Annotated in this window: 16 protein-coding genes; 5 read left to right on the top strand and 11 right to left on the bottom strand. The window is 41.7% G+C overall.

Going from position 1 to position 17,401, the window contains the following annotated elements; all coding sequences use genetic code 11:
- Positions 1-3 precede the first annotated feature (3 nt).
- The 3 genes from AC4CU3_RS15985 to rodA all read left to right on the top strand — a co-directional run bounded on the left by AC4CU3_RS15985 (position 4) and on the right by rodA (position 2,334).
- Entirely contained in the window at positions 4-405 is a 402-nt protein-coding gene (locus AC4CU3_RS15985; protein ID WP_078388790.1) for a septum formation initiator family protein, read from the top strand.
- Positions 374-1,084 carry a 2-C-methyl-D-erythritol 4-phosphate cytidylyltransferase gene (gene ispD, locus AC4CU3_RS15990; protein ID WP_058869804.1) on the top strand — a complete coding sequence of 237 codons (711 nt, stop codon included), beginning with the start codon at positions 374-376 and terminating at the stop codon, positions 1,082-1,084. The genes AC4CU3_RS15985 and ispD overlap by 32 nt, the downstream gene beginning before the upstream one ends.
- Positions 1,085-1,197: 113 nt before the next feature.
- Positions 1,198-2,334 (top strand): rod shape-determining protein RodA, encoded by a 1,137-nt coding sequence (gene rodA / locus AC4CU3_RS15995; RefSeq protein ID WP_058869803.1) that lies wholly within the window; start codon positions 1,198-1,200, stop codon positions 2,332-2,334.
- Between the two features lie 81 nt (positions 2,335-2,415).
- Here the strand turns inward: rodA and AC4CU3_RS16000 are convergent, their stop codons facing one another.
- The 6 genes from AC4CU3_RS16000 to betI all read right to left on the bottom strand — a co-directional run bounded on the left by AC4CU3_RS16000 (position 2,416) and on the right by betI (position 10,313).
- A complete protein-coding gene (locus tag AC4CU3_RS16000; RefSeq protein WP_279044142.1) occupies positions 2,416-2,901 on the bottom strand; it encodes a hypothetical protein in 486 nt (161 codons plus the stop codon).
- A gap of 56 nt (positions 2,902-2,957) precedes the next feature.
- Positions 2,958-4,232, bottom strand: a complete 1,275-nt coding sequence (locus tag AC4CU3_RS16005; protein ID WP_279044140.1) for an MFS transporter — start codon at positions 4,230-4,232, stop codon at positions 2,958-2,960.
- Between the two features lie 73 nt (positions 4,233-4,305).
- Complete coding sequence (gene mqo / locus AC4CU3_RS16010; protein ID WP_236770011.1) at positions 4,306-5,940, bottom strand: malate dehydrogenase (quinone); 1,635 nt, start codon at positions 5,938-5,940, stop codon at positions 4,306-4,308.
- Between the two features lie 497 nt (positions 5,941-6,437).
- On the bottom strand, positions 6,438-8,102 hold the full coding sequence (gene betA / locus AC4CU3_RS16015) for a choline dehydrogenase (protein WP_279044139.1): 1,665 nt from the start codon (positions 8,100-8,102) through the stop codon (positions 6,438-6,440).
- 119 nt (positions 8,103-8,221) lie between these two features.
- Positions 8,222-9,694 carry a betaine-aldehyde dehydrogenase gene (betB, locus tag AC4CU3_RS16020; protein WP_279044137.1) on the bottom strand — a complete coding sequence of 491 codons (1,473 nt, stop codon included), beginning with the start codon at positions 9,692-9,694 and terminating at the stop codon, positions 8,222-8,224.
- Positions 9,687-10,313 (bottom strand): transcriptional regulator BetI, encoded by a 627-nt coding sequence (betI, locus tag AC4CU3_RS16025; RefSeq protein WP_279044136.1) that lies wholly within the window; start codon positions 10,311-10,313, stop codon positions 9,687-9,689. The genes betB and betI overlap by 8 nt, the downstream gene beginning before the upstream one ends.
- Positions 10,314-10,858: 545 nt before the next feature.
- Here betI and AC4CU3_RS16030 point away from each other — a divergent pair.
- Both AC4CU3_RS16030 and AC4CU3_RS16035 read left to right on the top strand, forming a co-directional pair.
- Positions 10,859-12,919, top strand: coding sequence for a choline transporter (locus tag AC4CU3_RS16030; RefSeq protein ID WP_490738385.1), 2,061 nt, complete (start codon positions 10,859-10,861; stop codon positions 12,917-12,919).
- A 12-nt stretch (positions 12,920-12,931) separates the two neighbouring features.
- The gene (locus AC4CU3_RS16035) at positions 12,932-13,546 is read left to right on the top strand and encodes a MarC family protein (protein WP_004981851.1); all 615 of its coding nucleotides are present in this window, start codon (positions 12,932-12,934) and stop codon (positions 13,544-13,546) included.
- 54 nt (positions 13,547-13,600) lie between these two features.
- Here the strand turns inward: AC4CU3_RS16035 and AC4CU3_RS16040 are convergent, their stop codons facing one another.
- The 5 genes from AC4CU3_RS16040 to cydP are packed head-to-tail and all read right to left on the bottom strand — an operon-like array spanning position 13,601 to position 16,946.
- A complete protein-coding gene (locus tag AC4CU3_RS16040) occupies positions 13,601-13,903 on the bottom strand; it encodes a cyd operon YbgE family protein (protein ID WP_279044132.1) in 303 nt (100 codons plus the stop codon).
- Positions 13,904-13,906: 3 nt separating this feature from the next.
- Positions 13,907-14,008, bottom strand: coding sequence for a cytochrome bd-I oxidase subunit CydX (cydX, locus tag AC4CU3_RS16045; RefSeq protein ID WP_002120988.1), 102 nt, complete (start codon positions 14,006-14,008; stop codon positions 13,907-13,909).
- Between the two features lie 24 nt (positions 14,009-14,032).
- A complete protein-coding gene (cydB, locus tag AC4CU3_RS16050; RefSeq protein WP_279044130.1) occupies positions 14,033-15,178 on the bottom strand; it encodes a cytochrome d ubiquinol oxidase subunit II in 1,146 nt (381 codons plus the stop codon).
- Positions 15,175-16,755: a cytochrome ubiquinol oxidase subunit I gene (locus AC4CU3_RS16055; protein ID WP_004696658.1), complete on the bottom strand. Its 1,581-nt coding sequence runs from the start codon at positions 16,753-16,755 to the stop codon at positions 15,175-15,177. The genes cydB and AC4CU3_RS16055 overlap by 4 nt, the downstream gene beginning before the upstream one ends.
- On the bottom strand, positions 16,755-16,946 hold the full coding sequence (gene cydP, locus AC4CU3_RS16060; RefSeq protein ID WP_004696660.1) for a cytochrome oxidase putative small subunit CydP: 192 nt from the start codon (positions 16,944-16,946) through the stop codon (positions 16,755-16,757). The genes AC4CU3_RS16055 and cydP overlap by 1 nt, the downstream gene beginning before the upstream one ends.
- Between the last annotated feature and the right edge of the window lie 455 nt (positions 16,947-17,401).

The raw sequence follows: 17,401 nt of genomic DNA on the forward strand, positions 1-17,401 counted from the left end.
CTGATGTCAATGTTCAATGTATTCGACTCGTTGATGAGTAAAGTACTACTAGGCCTTGCGATCATTTTGATCGCAGGGTTTCAGTATTTATACTGGTTTGGTGAGGGTGGTTATCAAGACCATTTGCAACTCACACAAAAAATCCAACAACAAACTGAAATTAATAACGACTTAAAAGAACGTAATCGTGTCTTGGCGGCAGAAGTGTATGATTTGAAAAATGGTATTGAAGCCATTGAAGAGCATGCGCGCTTGGACTTGGGTTTAATCAAACCTCGAGAAACGTTTATTCAAATGAGTACCATCAGTACTCAATATAAGCCTGTTTATATTAACCCTAACGCCCAAATTGATTTGCGAACCAATGAAGACGATGAGCCTGAAACCCCTCCAGCTACCCCATAAATTGTGGGCTATTATTCCTGCTGCTGGCTCGGGTAGTCGCTTTTCTCAAACTGAACTAAAACAATATCAAATGATTGGACAAAAGACCGTACTTGAACATACGGTTTTACGTCTTAACCAATTGCCTTTACAGGGCTATGTTTTGGCGATTGGTTCAGATGATGATGTCGCTCAAAGTTTGCCTTTTACCAACATGGAAAAAGCACATTTCTGTGAAGGTGGTGCTGAGCGTGTAGACTCAGTGCTCAATGCACTCCATTATCTTTCCACAATCGCTGATGCTGACGACTGGGTCTTTGTGCATGATGCTGCACGTCCATGTGTCACGCAGGATTGTTTATTCAAACTGTTTGATACTGCTATTCAGTCCAATACAGGGGCGATTTTAGCTATTCCTGTAAGAGATACTTTAAAGCGTGTGATCTTGGCGCAAGATATTCAAGAAACCGTTGATCGTTCACAGCTTTGGCAGGCACAAACCCCGCAGATTGCTAAACTGGGGGTGCTGAAAAAAGCAATTGAACATGCACTAGAGGCACAAGCCTTAATTACTGATGAAGCCAGTGCTTTAGAGTTTGTTGGTGAAAAGGTTCAAGTTGTACAAGGGCGCTCCGATAATATTAAAATTACCTATCCAGATGACCTTGAGCTTGCGCGCCTGATTTTGGCGGCACAATAAAAATTATTTGGATTTATTGAGCTAAAACTACAGAAATATGGGTTTGAATGATGTTATCTAAAACACTTTGAACTTATAATTTGCCCTGTCTTTAGCTCATTCAATTTACGCAAATGATACCATCACAGCAGTATCGTTTTTTACGTCAGTCTTTACGTGACGGTAGAAGCATTAAACATGACTCATCTCGTTGGGCTAAATTACATTTAGATCCATGGCTTTTATGTTTTCTTATTTTAAATGCCGTGTTGGGGTTGTTGGTCATTTATAGTGCTTCAGCGCAAGATATGGGCATGGTGTTTCGCCAAGGCACGAGCTTTGCTGTGGGCTTCATTGTGATGATTATCTGTGCACAAATCCCACCCAAGGTCTATCAGGCCATTAGTCCTTATTTTTTCATCTTTGCTGTGATTTTAATGGTATTGGTCTTGGTGGTGGGGGAAACCCGCATGGGAGCCAGACGTTGGATTAGTCTACCTGGTATTGGTAGCATGCAGCCTTCTGAGTTTATGAAGTTTGCCATGCCTTTGATGATGGCGTGGTACTTTGCAGGCCGCGCATTCCCGCCGAAGTTTATGCATATTGTGATTTCGTTGGGTATCATGATGTTGCCGTTTTTATTGGCAGCTTTACAGCCCGACTTAAACCTAGGTCTCTTGATTCCTGGTGTGTGCGTCATTTTCCTCAGCGGTATCTCTTGGCGGCTCATTGCTTTGGCCTGTGGTGCGTTGGCTGTTGTGGCTCCCTTACTTTGGATGTTCTTTTTGCAAGAGTACCAAAAAAAGCGAGTGCTCACTTTATTTGATCCAGAGTCAGATGCATTGGGTGCGGGTTGGAATATTATCCAATCCAAAATTGCCATTGGTTCAGGTGGCTTAATGGGGAAGGGCTTTACAGAAGGTACGCAGTCACATTTAGGGTATTTGCCTGAGCACCATACCGACTTCATTATGTCGACGTATGCGGAAGAGTTTGGCTTTATTGGGGTGTTCTTGCTGTTTAGTTTGTTTGCGGCCATTATCATTCGTTGTTTGATTATTGGTATGAACAGCTTCCATAATTTTGGACGTTTATATGCGGGTGCTGTGGGCTTAACGTTCTTTTTCTTTGTATTGTTAAACTCTGGGATGGTGAGCGGGATTTTACCTGTAACAGGTGATCCATTGCCACTGATGAGTTATGGCGGAACCGCGGTGATTACCATGCTAGCGAGCATGGGCATCGTGATGTCGATTCATACTCATCGCTAAAGTCTAGAAGAATCAAGCCAGCGATATTGCTGGCTTTTTGTGCTTAAAATAAGAAGAAAACTCTAACGGTTTTTTTGATCTTTATAAAGCACCATATTGCTGCCATGTTTCACCTGTATGCAGGCTATTATAATAGTTTTGTAGAGTATTCAAGTCATGGTATTGCGTATAGGCTAATACTAAAAGCCCAAAAATTAAAGCCGCCTTCAATAGATTTAAACGCGAATGTTGCTGTGAAAAATAGCCTAAGCTAAGTAAGGTGAGTATGACTGAGGGAAGAATGGCAATACTTTCAGTCTGAGAAAGAAACATCCAATGATTGAGATAAACCAGACTTAAAATGAGTCCAATCAATCCCATATAGTTATAGATCTTTTTATTTACAGATGTTTTAAAAATAGTAATCGTTTGAAATATTAAAATCAGATTACTGAAAAGGTATGCGCTTTTTCCACCAATAATCACACTATAGATTGCATTGAATAGGCAATAAGCCAACAACACGGATAGTACGAAAGAATAGAGTTTGGCATAGAGTGTGTGTGAAAAGGGGAGAATCTGTTTCATAATTTGCTCTATTGAAAACTCACATCATATTAAAAGAGGATTTGAAGCTTAACATGCTATTCACTTTTTGCCACTGTGGCATGTTTTTGTTGTGTTGGAGATGGCTTGAGTAAATGTCGCGTACGAGTAGAACTTAGACCACAGATTATTAAACACAACGTCCCTCCAATAAGTACTGCTGGCACCACAGAAAAATAGCGCGTCATCAGGCTCATGTGTAGGGCGCCGAGCTGATTGCCTGAAGTGACTAATATGCCATTTAAAGCCGCTACACGCCCTAATAGTGCTTTTGGGGGGAGTTGCTGTAATAAAATTTGTCGAATGACCATGCTGATGCTATCAAAGGCACCGATTAGAACAAGGAAGAAGACTGAGAGCCAAACATGGGAGGATAGTGCAAAGGCTAAAGTACACAAAGCAATTGCAAAACTACTATAGAGCATATTTCTCCATGCATTTTGCATCGGAGAATAACAGGTCAACATCAACATCATGATACAGGCGCCAATAGCTGGTGCAGCTCTGAGTATACCTAAGCCTTCAACACCAAGATGCAGGATATCGTGTGCAAAAATAGGCAGTAAGATAATGACACTACAAAAAAGCATGGCGCTGAGATCCAGCAACATACTCCAAAACATTAGTGGATGTTTAAAAATAAACAAATAGGCTTCTTTCAAACTTTTGCTTAAATGCTGTTTATGTGGGCTAGGGAATTGACGAGGACTTAATCCGAATAAGCAGATGCTACCCACGCAACACAAGAAAAAAACAATAAAGAGGGTCTTTTCAAGCCCAAGTTGGCCGAGTAAAAGTCCTGCGCATAAAGGCGCTAAAATGCCGCCTATTTGCCAAATGAGCGCGGTCCATGTGGCTGCATTGCTATAGGCTGACTCGGGGGTTAGAAAAGGGCGTAATGAATTAAAAGATGGGCTGTAAATGCCTCTAAGTATGCCTAAGCAAAAGATGAGGCTATAAATGCCGCATAAAAGAGTATTTTGTTGAATGTGCTGTTGTTGGTACTGAGAAAAAAGAACAATAAATAATAATGGAATTAGAGTGCTACAGCTAAAACTCCACTGCACAATTTTTTGTCGGTTATAGCGGTCAGCCCAGTCGCCACTAATCAGGGAGAGGCAAATAAAGGGAAGTAACTCAATTAATGCAATCATGCCAAGGCTGAGTGGGTTCTGAGTGAGTTGGTAGACGCTATAGGCAATGACGACTTCTTGAATCATGATGGCTAGAATTAAGCACAACTGATTGACACTCAGAAGTGAAAAATCACGTGAACGAAAAGCCAAAAAAGCGTCGGAATGGAAAAGCGACATAAACAGAATAGTTTCAAATATGAATTAAAAAAAGGATGGTGCAAAGTCCATCCTTTTTAGGGTTTAAAGCAGATTACTGTGCTTTTGCTACCGCAATAGTTTCGTCATTTGCAGCCTTAGCCATAGGTGTGTATTTCAAACCTAGTGTTGTGCTGGTGTACTGGCGAACTTGGTCAAGAAGAACAGGATTAGTGCTAAGTTCTTGTTGGTACGATTTTACAATTTCATGTAATTTCGGATTCCATTTACCTTCTACGTGTTGTGGGAATGCTTTCTCAAGCAAGCTCAACATAATATAAGGAGAAGTTGAAGCACCTGGTGAAGCACCTAATAGGGCAGTCACAGCACCGTCTTGTGACGCAAAAATCTCGGTACCAAATTGCAAGCTTGCAGGTTTACCTGGTTCTTTCTTAATGATTTGAACACGTTGACCACCTTGATTCATGCGCCAGTCTTCTGGTTTTGCATCAGGGTAATATTTTTTCAACTCATTAAAACGGTCAGCATCGGTCATCATTACTTGGCTAACTAAGTATTTGACCAAATCAAGATTTTCCATACCCACAGCAGTCATTGGTAAAACGTTGTTCTTCGTGGTTGATTTCAATAAATCAAGCTGAGAACCTTGTTTTAAGAACTTATTTGAATAAGTCGCAAATGGACCAAACAACACATATTTTTTACCGTCGATATAACGTGTATCAATATGTGGAACAGACATTGGGGGTGCGCCTAATTCAGCACGACCATAAACTTTTGCAGTATGACCTTCAGTGACTTTCGGGTTGTCGGTCATTAAGAACACGCCACCTACAGGGAAGCCAGCATATTGCTTCGCTTCTGGTAAGCCTGTCATTTGTAAAAGTTTAACCGCTGCACCGCCTGCACCAATGAAGACAAAGCGCGTTTTCACGTGATCTGTTTTACCTGTAGTGAGGTTTTTAAATGCAACGGTCCACGTTTTATCATCGTTTTGGCTAATGCCAGTCACTTCAGTCGATGTTTGTAGTTTGAAGTTAGATTGTTTTTTAAGGTGATCGACCAATTGAGTGGTGATCGAACCATAGTTCACATCCGAACCGACATCCATGCGTGTTGCGGCTACTTTTTGTGCAGCATCACGGCCATTCATTACCAATGGCGCCCATTGTTTAATTTCAGCAGGATTCTCAGAGAATTTCATGCCATAGAACATTGGGTTTTTAACCATTGCAGCATAACGTTTTTCTAGGAAATTCACGTTATCGCCCCAAACGAAGGCAATGTGCGGTACAGGATTGATAAAGCTATTTGGTTGACCCAAAACGCCTTCTTTCACCTGATAAGACCAGAACTGTTTTGCAACTTCAAATTGTTCCGCAACGTTCACCGCTTTAGAAATGTCCATTTTTCCATCTTTTTCAGAGGTATAGTTCATTTCCATAAAGCCAGAGTGGCCTGTGCCGGCATTGTTGAAGCCGTTTGAGCTTTCTTGCGCAACATTGTCTAGGCGTTCATACATGCGAATTTGCCAGTTTGGCTCAAGCTCGCTTAGATATGTGCCTAAAGTTGCACTCATGATTCCACCGCCGACTAAGACTGCGTCAACAACAGGCTCATTGCTGGTGGTTTGAATTTTTTTAGACGTGATGGGTCTAAATAAGAAAATTACGACTGCAATAATAAGCAGTACGATCAATACCAAAAGGTATTTTAAAAATTTGTTCATGCGATTATGACCTTGGGGAGCAGGTTTTGGATCGCTTTATAGCGAAAAGAATAAAAAAATAAGAAGAATGATAGAGCTGCTTATAAATGACCAGCTTGGTATAGTTGAAGTAATACTTAAAAGCTGAAAAGCGCACAAAAATATAACTTTTGAGCCTATCACACAGTCCTAATTTATGAATATTTTAGACTAAATATGTATTGACTTAGTAATTTTTATTGTAAATGGGTTGGATTGAACTATAAATATGAGTGATGTATAAGATTAATCATTGTTTTTATTGGTGTTTATTTTTGTTAAGATTTGATATTTAAGATATTGATGTTGAATATATATACAGGCATTCAATTTTTTAAAAGCTAAAATGTATAAATTGGATGTTAATAGGAATAGCACTGTCTATACAAAACGCAGCACTGTTGTTTAAGAAAAAATGAATAATCACCTGACCTTATTATTTTAAAGATAATTAAAGTCAGGCGCTGAGCTATTAAAAATTATTCAGTTTCAGCTTGATAAAAAGGTGCATGAGAGCGAGGTAGGGCTGGGCGGCCACGGATTTGATCCGCGATTTTTTCAGCCATCATAATAGTGGTTGCATTTAAGTTACCCGTGATAATCAGCGGCATAATTGATGCATCCACCACACGTAAACTTTGCAGGCCATGCACGCGACCTTGTCCATCAACTACCGCCATATCATCTTCACCCATTTTACAACTACAGGATGGATGATAAGCCGTTTCGGCGTGATTGCGTACAAATTCGTCTAATTCAGCATCGCTACTCACATCTTTTCCGGGACTGATTTCTTCGCCACGGTAAGGATCAAGCGCAGGTTGCTGCATGATTTCGCGAGTAATACGGATGGCATCACGAAATTCCTGCCAGTCTTGTTCTGTCGACATGTAGTTAAATAAAATACTTGGATGGTCGAAAGGATTTTTAGATGTCACCTGTACTCGACCGCGTGAAGGCGAGCGCATCGAACCGACATGGGCTTGGAATCCATGCTCTTTGACTGCATTACTGCCATTATAGTTAATTGCAACAGGCAAGAAGTGGTATTGAATATTTGGCCAAGCAAACTCTTTAGATGATCGAATAAAGCCACCTGCTTCAAACTGGTTGCTTGCTCCAATCCCTGTTCCGTTAAACAACCACTCTGCACCAATTGCAGGTTGATTTTGCCATTTTAAAGCAGGGTAGAGAGAAACAGGTTGCTTACACTTATATTGTAAGTACATTTCTAAATGGTCTTGCAGGTTTTCACCGACACCCGGTAAGTCATGCACGACTGGAATGTCGAGAGACTGAAGTAAAGTACTTGAACCAACACCCGAACGTTGCAAAATTTGCGGTGATGCAATTGCCCCTGCACAGAGTAAAACTTCCTTATCGGCATAGACCTGAAGCAAGTTGTTTTGATTAGCACCTTGAATATATTCAACACCAATCGCTTGTTTGCCACTGAACAAAATTTGATTGGTCATGGCATGGGTAATAATGGTTAGATTCGCTCGACCTTTGGCCATATCTAAATAGCCACGTGCAGTGCTTGAGCGTCGACCTTTGGGGGTCACGGTTCGATCCATTGGACCGAAACCTTCTTGTTGATAACCATTTAAGTCATCGGTGCGTGGATAGCCTGCTTGCACACCAGCTTCAACCATGGCATTGAATAAAATATTGTTGTCTGATTTAGGCGTGGCGACAGAAACAGGGCCAGCATCGCCATGATAATCATTGCCACCAATATCACGGGTTTCAGCTTTTTTGTAGTAAGGCAAGCAGTCCGCATAGCTCCAATTTTCAAGACCTTTAAGGCTGGCCCATTGTTCTAAATCCATGGCATTTCCACGGATATAACACATACCATTAATGAGGGACGAACCACCTAGGCCTTTGCCGCGACCACATTCCATACGACGGTTGTTCATGTGGGGTTCTGGGTCAGTTAAATATGCCCAGTTATAACGACGCCCTTGCAGAGGATAAGCCAAAGCTGCAGGCATTTGAGTACGAAAGTCGAGACGATAATCAGGTCCACCCGCTTCGAGTAACAGTACTGAAACATCGGGGTCTTCGGTTAAGCGAGCAGCCAGTACATTACCTGCTGAACCTGCGCCAATAATAATATAATCGTAGTGTTGAGAATGCATAATGATCCTTTTTCTATGGCAGGGCCACGTTGCATGAGAACGTGGCCACATGTTGAGTTGAGGATGAAAAAAGAATAAATAAAAATGGAGTAAGGATTTAGATAGTTAAAATTCAGACTTTAAAAAATACTTTGGTATTCACCCAGTTCAACTTGAACCGATTTGATGTGGGTATAGTGTTCAAGTGTGGTGATGCCATTTTCACGTCCGACCCCTGACTGTTTATAACCACCTACAGGCATTTCAGCAGGGGATTCGCCCCATGTATTGATCCAGCAAATACCTGCCTCAAGCTGATGAATAATGCGATGTGCTTGGGAAATATCTTGTGTGACCACACCTGCGGCTAAACCATAACTGGTGTTGTTGGCACGTTGAATGGCTTCTTCAATACTGTCATAGCTTAAAATGCTCATCACCGGACCAAAGATTTCATCTTGCACAATGTGCATGTCGTCATGACAGTTGGTGAACACGGTCGGTAATACATATGCACCCTGAGCAAGTGCTGCTTCGGTGGCACGTTGTCCACCAATCAATAAGGTCGCACCTTGTTGTTTGCCTGACTCAATATACGACAAGACTTTTTCCATATGCGGAAAGCTGACTAAAGGTCCAAAGTTGGTTTCAGCCTGCATAGGGTCACCCATACGGATACGTTTTACACGCTCAATCACTGCTTGTTCAAATGAAGCCTTGAGGGTTTGTGGTACAAACACACGGGTGCCATTGGTACATACTTGACCTGAGCTAAAGAAGTTCGCCATCACCGCAATATCGGCTGCGCGATCAAGGTTGGCATCGGCACAAATAATCAGAGGTGACTTGCCACCGAGCTCCATGGTAACTTCTTTGAGACTAGAAGCCGCAGCACTGGCCATGACCTTTTTACCCGTTGCCACACCACCTGTGAATGAAATTTTTTGAATATCTGGGTGTTCAGTCAACCATTGACCCACTTCAGCACCAAAACCTTGTACAACGTTGAAAACCCCAGCAGGTACGCCTGCTTCAGTATAGATCTCTGCCAACTTTAAGGCGGTAAGAGGGGTCACTTCGCTCGGTTTAAAAATCATGGCATTCCCAGCAGCGAGGGCCGGAGCTGATTTCCAAAGTGCAATTTGAATGGGATAATTCCAAGCACCAATGCCTGCTACCACACCTAAAGGTTCACGGCGCGTGTAGAAAAAACTACTTTCACGTAGCGGCACTTGTTCACCTTGAATGGCCGTTGCAAGTCCTGCGTAGTACTCTAAAACATCTGCACCAGTGACAATATCGACGGTAGAGGTTTCACTGAACGCTTTACCTGTATCCAGTGTTTCTAGGCGTGCTAATTCGTCATTACGAGCGCGTAAAATATCGACTGCACGACGTAAAATACGGGCACGCTCGACCGCTGTTTTGGCAGCCCATTTTCGCTGCCCTTGTACAGCACTTTGCACTGCTGAATCGACATCAGCTTTGGATGCTTGCTGAATAGTGGCAATGACCTGACCTGTAGCAGGATTGATACTGTCAAAGCTTTGACCACTGGTGGCATTGACATATTGTCCGTGAATATAAAGCGAGTGAAGCTGTACATTATTCATTTTGTTGTTCCTGCCGTATCTGTTGAATTAAGCGAAGTTGCATATCGACATAGTTGTATGCAATAGAACGTGCCAAATCACGATCAAATGCTTGATGACCACTTAAACTTCCACGTAACCATAAGCCATCAATCAGTGCTGCTAGCCCTTTAGCGGCTTGGCTTGCTTGGGCCTTTGGCATGAGCTGCAAGAAATGAAACTTCAAATTTGAATAAAGACGTTGGTCATTAATTCGTTGCAGTCGACCTAAGTCGGGTAGGTGCATACTGGCAGACCAAAAATCCAGCCAAACCCGCATAGCAGTGTTGTTGACCTGGCTGATGTCAAAGTTGGCATCAATAATGGCTTTGAGCGAATGTTCTGGACTGGGCTGCACCACCTTTGCCTTATAGCTTGCCGTGGTCTCGGCTAAGACATTGAGCATTTGACGCATGCAACTGTGAATGAGGCCTTGTTTATCGCCAAAATAATGACTCACAATGCCCGTAGAAAGCTGTGCTTTTTTCGCAATTTGAGCCATGGTGGTGTTGGATAAGCCCACTTCATAAATGACTGCATAGGCAGCATTAATGATTTCTTTACGGCGCTCATGCTCAGGTTTTACTCTACGTTTATTCATGACAATCCAGAACAATTTGCCTTAAATTTAAAGGCGTTAGATTCAATAACTTACATGGAAAGCATCATAGCATTTTTTTATGATACTTTTTATTGATTGAACGTTCAATCAATAAAAAGTACACTTATGGTTAAATTCAAAGCAAAATACTGCTAAATTGCTTTGAGTATCCGACATAAAGTTTTATTTATCAAAAGGATGTGTCATAAAAGTTTAATCTCAGAACATCATTCAGAAAAGTGAGTTGATGAGCTATGAGCTTACGGTTTTATACTTTTTTCGAGTTGAGAAAGCTCTTATAGTCATGTTGAAGGGGGATATGTGTAAGATTCCTATCGAAATATCGATGAATAAGGGTGGCTCACATTTTAAGCCTGTGTAGCAAATGCACCTCATAAATGATTTAGACCTTCAGGTTTAAAGAAGATAGCGTTTTTATTTCTGATAAAAATACTGTCGTTTTCGTTAGTCGATTTTTAAGCTCTCGATCACGAGAAGTTTAAAAATTGGCTTTTGTCTTTTTTATTTACTTTCTTGAGGATTGTATGGCAACAGATAATCCAAGAGCAGTTGATGATCAAACATTAGCGCCTAAAGACCGTTTAAATGGTGTGGTCTTTTATATTTCAGCTCTCATTATTTTAATTTTTTCTCTTACCACCATTTTGTTTAATGACTTTGCTAACCGAACCTTAAATACAGTCTTGGCGTGGGTAAGTTCAACCTTTAGTTGGTATTACTTACTCGCAGCGACTTTGTATATGGTCTTTGTGATTTTCATTGCCTGTTCTCGCTATGGCAACATTAAATTAGGCCCCAAACATTCCAAGCCAGAATTTAGCCTTTTAAGTTGGTCTGCAATGTTGTTCTCAGCTGGGATTGGCATCGATTTGATGTTTTTCTCGGTGGCGGAACCTTTATCCCACTATATGCATCCACCCGTAGGTGAGGGGCAGACCCTAGAGGCTGCACGTCAAGGCATGGTGTGGACCCTGTTTCACTATGGTCTAACTGGGTGGTGTATGTATGCCTTGATTGGCATGGCATTGGGATATTTTAGTTATCGCTATAACTTACCACTGACTATTCGCTCTGCTTTATATCCGATCTTTGGCAATAAGATTCATGGGCCGATCGGTCATAGTGTCGATACCGCAGCGGTCATCGGTACTATCTTTGGTATTGCCACAACCTGCGGGATTGGGGTAGTACAGCTGAACTATGGCTTGCATGTGTTGTTCGATTTACCTGAAAACCTCTGGATGCAAACCGCATTAATTGTGGTCGCGGTGGTAATGACGATTATTTCAGTGACTTCAGGGGTGAATAAGGGACTGCGAGTTCTCTCCGAAATCAATATTTATGTCTCTGTTGGTTTGATGCTATTTATTTTGTTTTTAGGCAATACCGAATTTCTATTGAATACTTTTGTGCAAAATATTGGGGACTACATTAACCGTTTTCCAAGTATGACTTTGGAAAGTTTTGCCTTTCAACAACCGAAAGAATGGATGAACAGTTGGACATTGTTCTTTTGGGCATGGTGGGTGGCTTGGTCACCATTTGTAGGTTTATTTTTAGCACGGATTTCACGTGGTCGAACCATTCGTGAATTTGTTAGTGGTACGCTCATTATTCCTTTATTTTTCACACTCACGTGGTTATCAATTTTTGGAAATAGTGCACTACATAGTGTGATTTTTGATGGTAATTTAGCTCTCGCACAGAGTGTGATTGCAAATCCTGCGCATGGTTTTTATGACTTGCTGGCTCAGTATCCATGGTTTCCGTTTATTGCAGGGGTAGCCACAATTACAGGCTTACTATTTTATGTGACCTCGGCGGACTCTGGTGCATTGGTATTGGGTAATTTCACCACTCAATTTACCAATGTTGATCATGATGCACCGCGATGGTTGAGCGTATTTTGGGCCATAGCGATTGGTTTATTGACCCTTGCAATGTTGATGGCTAACGGGATTACGGCACTACAAAATGCCACGATTATTATGGGGTTGCCGTTTAGTTTTGTGATGTTCTTGGTCATGGCAGGTTTGTATAAGTCATTGCGTTTAGAAGACTATCGACAAGCTAGTAGCAGTTTAAATGCCGCACCCGTGGTGGGCAATGTCGACATCCTCAACTGGAAAAAGCGTTTGTCCCGAGTCATGCACCATCCAGGAACAACCGATACTCGGCGTATGCTCGATGACATTTGCCGACCGGCTGTGATGGCGGTTGCAGAGGAAATGCAAAAACGAGGTATCGACATCAGTGTTCAAGAGAGTGCGCTTGAAGAAGACCCAAATCTGTATCATTTAGATTTGATGATTCATTTGGAAGAAGAACAAAACTTTGTCTATCAAATTTGGCCAGTACGTTATATCGCGCCGACCTTTAGTGAACGCGGCAAACTGGGTAAGCGCTTCTATTACCGTCTTGAAACTTATTTGTATGAAGGTTCTCAAGGCAACGACCTAGTCGGTTACACCAAAGAGCAAGTGATTAATGATGTGCTGGATCGTTATGAACGCCACATGACCTTCTTACATATCAATCGAATCAGTCCGGGGAATCGTCCCTTATTTCCAGACCCTCAAGGATAATTAGGAGGAACCATGTTGACCTCATATTTACATGCTTTTGCTTTGTTTTTCTCATTGCTGAATCCGTTTTTAATGAGTATTTACATGATTGGCATGATTCGGAACTCCGAAGCTAAAGTGTTTAATAAGGCCTTGATTCAGGGCTGTCTCATTGCCTTTATAGTATTTATGCTGTTTGCATGGGGCGGAGAAGCGATTTTTAGTAAATATTTAAATGTACGCTTTGAAGCCTTTCAAATATTTGGTGGTCTGATCTTCTTGGTGATTGGTTATCGCTACGTGTTTCAGGGGGCAGATACCATTGGTGAAATGCGTGGTGCGCCTGAGCATTTGGCGGGAACTATTGCTATGCCTTTTATGATTGGTCCCGGAACTATCAGTGCTGCTGTGGTGACAGGTATGGCACTGCCAATCAGTGGTGCGGCCATGATTATTTTCCTGACTTTGGCGTTGACCTGTGGCTTGATGATTTTAATGAAATTTGCGCATGACCATTTGCGTTATAAGCATGCCAAATATATTGACCGTTATGTTGATATTGTCGGACGACTGTCGGCCTTACTGATTGGAACGATTGCGGTAGATATGATTATTAATGGCATTATTGGCGTCATGGCGGAAATGTAGAATCCACTAATAGCGGACCATAAAAAAGCCCTCAGTAAATGAGGGCTTTTTTATTTAACTGGAGAACCAAGTGTAATAACCCCAGATCATCAGTGGCCACGATAGAAACGGGCTAAACAGCCATTTCCAAATCCAGTGGCGTGGCACGAACCCGACGCCGTGGATAAAGCCACCTGATATACCAATCATGATATACATCAGCGCACTGTGGCTATAGTGACCATTGTCATCCAACATAGCAGCAGGATGCACTAACAACACCGCTGCAAGTGGAAAGGCCAATAGGCAGGAAATTAGCATCGCAAATTTGTTCGGCTTTTTATCTACAGTTTGGTTTTCCATAGCAACGTCTGTCATGGTTTATTCCTCATCAAGGTCTTGATGATGTTCGATATACAAAGCACTGAGTACACCTGCAAAGCAAGCCATCAAAATGCCGAGAATCCATGCAAAATACCACATAATTTGATCTCCTTAGACACAGCCTTAGTAAAGGCTGTGTGAATTCTCTTTAATGTGTGTGTTGGTAATAACACCCCACATTTTGTAATAACACCAGGTGGTATAGCACAAAATGAGTGGGACAAAGATACAGGCTGCAACGGTCATTACAGTTAACGTCGTTTTACTTGAAACGGCATCCCACATGGTCAAGCTTGCAACAGGTTGAATGCTTGATGGCATTAAGAATGGGAACAGCGCAAAACCAGCAGTTAAAATTGCACCCACGACCGCTAAACTCGAACCTAAGAAGCTAAAGCCCGCTTTGTTTTTGCCAGCTGCAAGCACCACAATCAAACCACCTAAGATACCTGTGATAGGCGCAATCATGGTCATTGGGTAAGTCGAGTAGTTGTTCATCCAGCCATGGTTGGCATTGGTCAAGACTTCTTTTGCCAATGGGTTAGCAACACCGTTGGTGTCAAATGGAGTGACTAAGGTATAACCTTCGATTCCACCAAAGTACAACCAAGCACCAGCACCTAAGAAACAGATGAGATAAACAATGCCCATAAGTTTCGTTGCTTGTGCTGAGCGTCTGCGTAAGTCACCATCGGTACGAAGCATGAGCCATGCACCGCCGTGTGCACACAGCATTGATAAACTAACTAGGCCGCAGACTAAAGCAAATGGGTTAAGCAGGGCGAAAAAGCTTCCTGTATAAGTTGAACGGACGGTGTCATCTAAACTAAACGGCACACCTAAGAACATGTTCCCAAAAGCCACGCCGAAGACCAGTGCAGGCACAGCACCACCGACTGCTAAACCCCAGTCCCATGACGTACGCCATTTGGTATTTTGCAGTTTAGAGCGGTAGTCAAAGCCGACAGGTCGTAAGAATAGGGCAAACAGTACCAACAGTAGCGCCCAATACATGCCTGAGAATGCTGTTGCATAAACCATTGGCCATGCGGCAAACAATGCACCGCCAGCAGTAATGAACCAAACTTGGTTACCATCCCAGTGCGGAGCAATGGTGTTGATAGCCGCACGGCGTTCTTCATCTGTTTTGCCCACAAATGGCATGATCGCCATAGAGCCCATATCGAAGCCATCGGTGAGGGCAAAGCCAATCAGTAAGACGCCGACTAAAACCCACCAAATGATTTTGAGTAATTCATATTCGATCATGCTTGAGTCTCCTCATTACGAGCTGCTTCAAGTTTTTCAAAATGGTATTTACCAGTGTGAAGCGAACTTGGACCAAGACGTGAGAATTTGATCATTAAATACATTTCAATAATCAAAAGAACGGTATAGAACGCAGCTAAGGCAGCGATAGAACCCCATACATCACCTGTGCTTAAGCTTGATGCTGACAAGTGTGTAGGTAGAACTTCACCAATCGTCCACGGTTGACGACCTACTTCAGCAACATACCAACCTGTTTGTGCAGCAATCCATGGCAGAGGTAGAGCGAATAGTGCGAACTTCAGTAACCATGGTTTGTTTTCTGCATTGCGTTTTGCCACAGCAAAGGTTGCTAGAGCAAATAACAACAGCATAAGGAAACCAGATACAACCATGGCACGGAATGCCCAGAATAAGCTTGGTACGTGCGGAATCGTGTCTTTTGCAGCAGATTTAATTTGATCTTCAGATGCATCAACTACATTTGGTGTATATTTTTTCAGCAGTAAGCCATAGCCCAAGTCTTTTTGAGTTTCAGCAAAGGCAGCTTTTAGCTCTGGAGAAGTATCACCCGCGCGTAGTTTTTCCAGTTGTGAGTAAGCCACCATACCGTTACGAATACGATCTTCGTGTTGTACGATCAAATCTTTAATGCCAGTCACTTCTTTGTCTAAAGAACGTGTTGCAATAAGACCCATCACATATGGAATTTTCACTGCATAATCTGTAGTCATGGTTTCTTTATTTGGAATACCAAACAAAGTAAAGGGTGCAGGTGCAGGGTGAGTATCCCATTCTGCTTCAATGGCTGCGAGTTTAGTTTTTTGAACATCACCCAGTTCATAACCTGACTCATCGCCCAGTAAAATCACTGAAAGTGTTGAAGCTAAACCAAAAATTGCGGCAATCGCAAATGAACGACGCGCAAAAGGAATATCGCGTTTTTTCAGTAAGTAGTAGCTTGAAATAGCAAGGACGAAAATAGCGCCTGTCACATAACCCGCAGACACGGTATGTACAAATTTTACCTGCGCAACTGGGTTAAAAATGAGAGCACCAAAATCTACCAGTTCCATACGCATGGTTTCATAGTTAAATACAGAACCGACAGGGTTTTGCATCCAACCATTTGCAACCAGAATCCATAAGGCAGACATATTAGAACCGAGTGCAACTAGCCATGTTACACACAAGTGCTGCACTTTGGATAAGCGATCCCATCCAAAGAAGAACAGACCGATGAATGTCGATTCTAAGAAGAATGCCATTAATCCTTCAATGGCTAATGGAGCACCGAAAATATCCCCCACATAGTGTGAGTAATATGCCCAGTTAGTCCCGAACTGGAACTCCATGGTTAAGCCAGTAGTGACCCCTAAAGCGAAGTTAATACCGAAGAGTTTCCCCCAAAACTTGGTCATGTCTTTATAAATTTCTTTACCTGAAATCACATAGGTGGTTTCCATAATGGCAAGAATAAAGGCAAGCCCCAGTGTAAGTGGAACAAAAATAAAGTGATACATCGCGGTCATAGCGAACTGGAACCGCGAAAGATCGACCACGCTTTCAGATATCATCAACGTGTCTCCTTGATTGGGGATGGATTGCCTGCAATACGCTCAGCAACTTGATTGTCAAAATTTTTAGGAATAGTCGGGGCGTCAAACCAGATGTTCTTAATGACCATTAAAATAATCACCTTAATGATTAAAATGGCCACAATTTCTCTGGTGACTTTTTGATTGAGATTTTTGGGGACTAAGCTCATTTCACAAAGCCTATTTTTTAACTTGCTTTATATTATTAAACAAAAACATACAAAAGATAAATAGTCTTTAAACTTAAATAAAAAATATATTATTAAGTTGTTTAAATACATGCACTTAAAATAATGATGTGGTGAAAAATAAACTAATATTTTTCTATTTTAAAGTTGACCAAATTACTTATGTTTATATTTAAATACCTGACTAAAATACTTGTGTATATTTATTTTAAATCCGACTAAAACGCTTATATTTAACGTTCATCGTTATTTTATTGATAATTCGTCTTAAGATAATAAAAGTGATAGGGCTTTTAAATGATGGATTTTAACGGATATGAATCATGGATGATTTGATCTGTCGCATACATCACAAGGAAATTAGGAATTGAAAATCGAATTAATATTTAAAAAGTCTTTTATTGTGTCATATAAGCTTGAAGGCAGAGGCGGGGAGT

The organism is Acinetobacter sp. 802_lipA (genome assembly GCF_058242885.1).

Coding starts and splice junctions, on each gene's coding strand:
- AC4CU3_RS15985 (WP_078388790.1), top strand. CDS start 4: ATGTCAATGTTCAATGTATTCGACTCGTTGATGAGTAAAGTACTACTA.
- ispD (WP_058869804.1), top strand. CDS start 374: ATGAGCCTGAAACCCCTCCAGCTACCCCATAAATTGTGGGCTATTATT.
- rodA (WP_058869803.1), top strand. CDS start 1,198: ATGATACCATCACAGCAGTATCGTTTTTTACGTCAGTCTTTACGTGAC.
- AC4CU3_RS16000 (WP_279044142.1), bottom strand. CDS start 2,901: ATGAAACAGATTCTCCCCTTTTCACACACACTCTATGCCAAACTCTAT.
- AC4CU3_RS16005 (WP_279044140.1), bottom strand. CDS start 4,232: ATGTCGCTTTTCCATTCCGACGCTTTTTTGGCTTTTCGTTCACGTGAT.
- mqo (WP_236770011.1), bottom strand. CDS start 5,940: ATGAACAAATTTTTAAAATACCTTTTGGTATTGATCGTACTGCTTATT.
- betA (WP_279044139.1), bottom strand. CDS start 8,102: ATGCATTCTCAACACTACGATTATATTATTATTGGCGCAGGTTCAGCA.
- betB (WP_279044137.1), bottom strand. CDS start 9,694: ATGAATAATGTACAGCTTCACTCGCTTTATATTCACGGACAATATGTC.
- betI (WP_279044136.1), bottom strand. CDS start 10,313: ATGAATAAACGTAGAGTAAAACCTGAGCATGAGCGCCGTAAAGAAATC.
- AC4CU3_RS16030 (WP_490738385.1), top strand. CDS start 10,859: ATGGCAACAGATAATCCAAGAGCAGTTGATGATCAAACATTAGCGCCT.
- AC4CU3_RS16035 (WP_004981851.1), top strand. CDS start 12,932: ATGTTGACCTCATATTTACATGCTTTTGCTTTGTTTTTCTCATTGCTG.
- AC4CU3_RS16040 (WP_279044132.1), bottom strand. CDS start 13,903: ATGACAGACGTTGCTATGGAAAACCAAACTGTAGATAAAAAGCCGAAC.
- cydX (WP_002120988.1), bottom strand. CDS start 14,008: ATGTGGTATTTTGCATGGATTCTCGGCATTTTGATGGCTTGCTTTGCA.
- cydB (WP_279044130.1), bottom strand. CDS start 15,178: ATGATCGAATATGAATTACTCAAAATCATTTGGTGGGTTTTAGTCGGC.
- AC4CU3_RS16055 (WP_004696658.1), bottom strand. CDS start 16,755: ATGATATCTGAAAGCGTGGTCGATCTTTCGCGGTTCCAGTTCGCTATG.
- cydP (WP_004696660.1), bottom strand. CDS start 16,946: ATGAGCTTAGTCCCCAAAAATCTCAATCAAAAAGTCACCAGAGAAATT.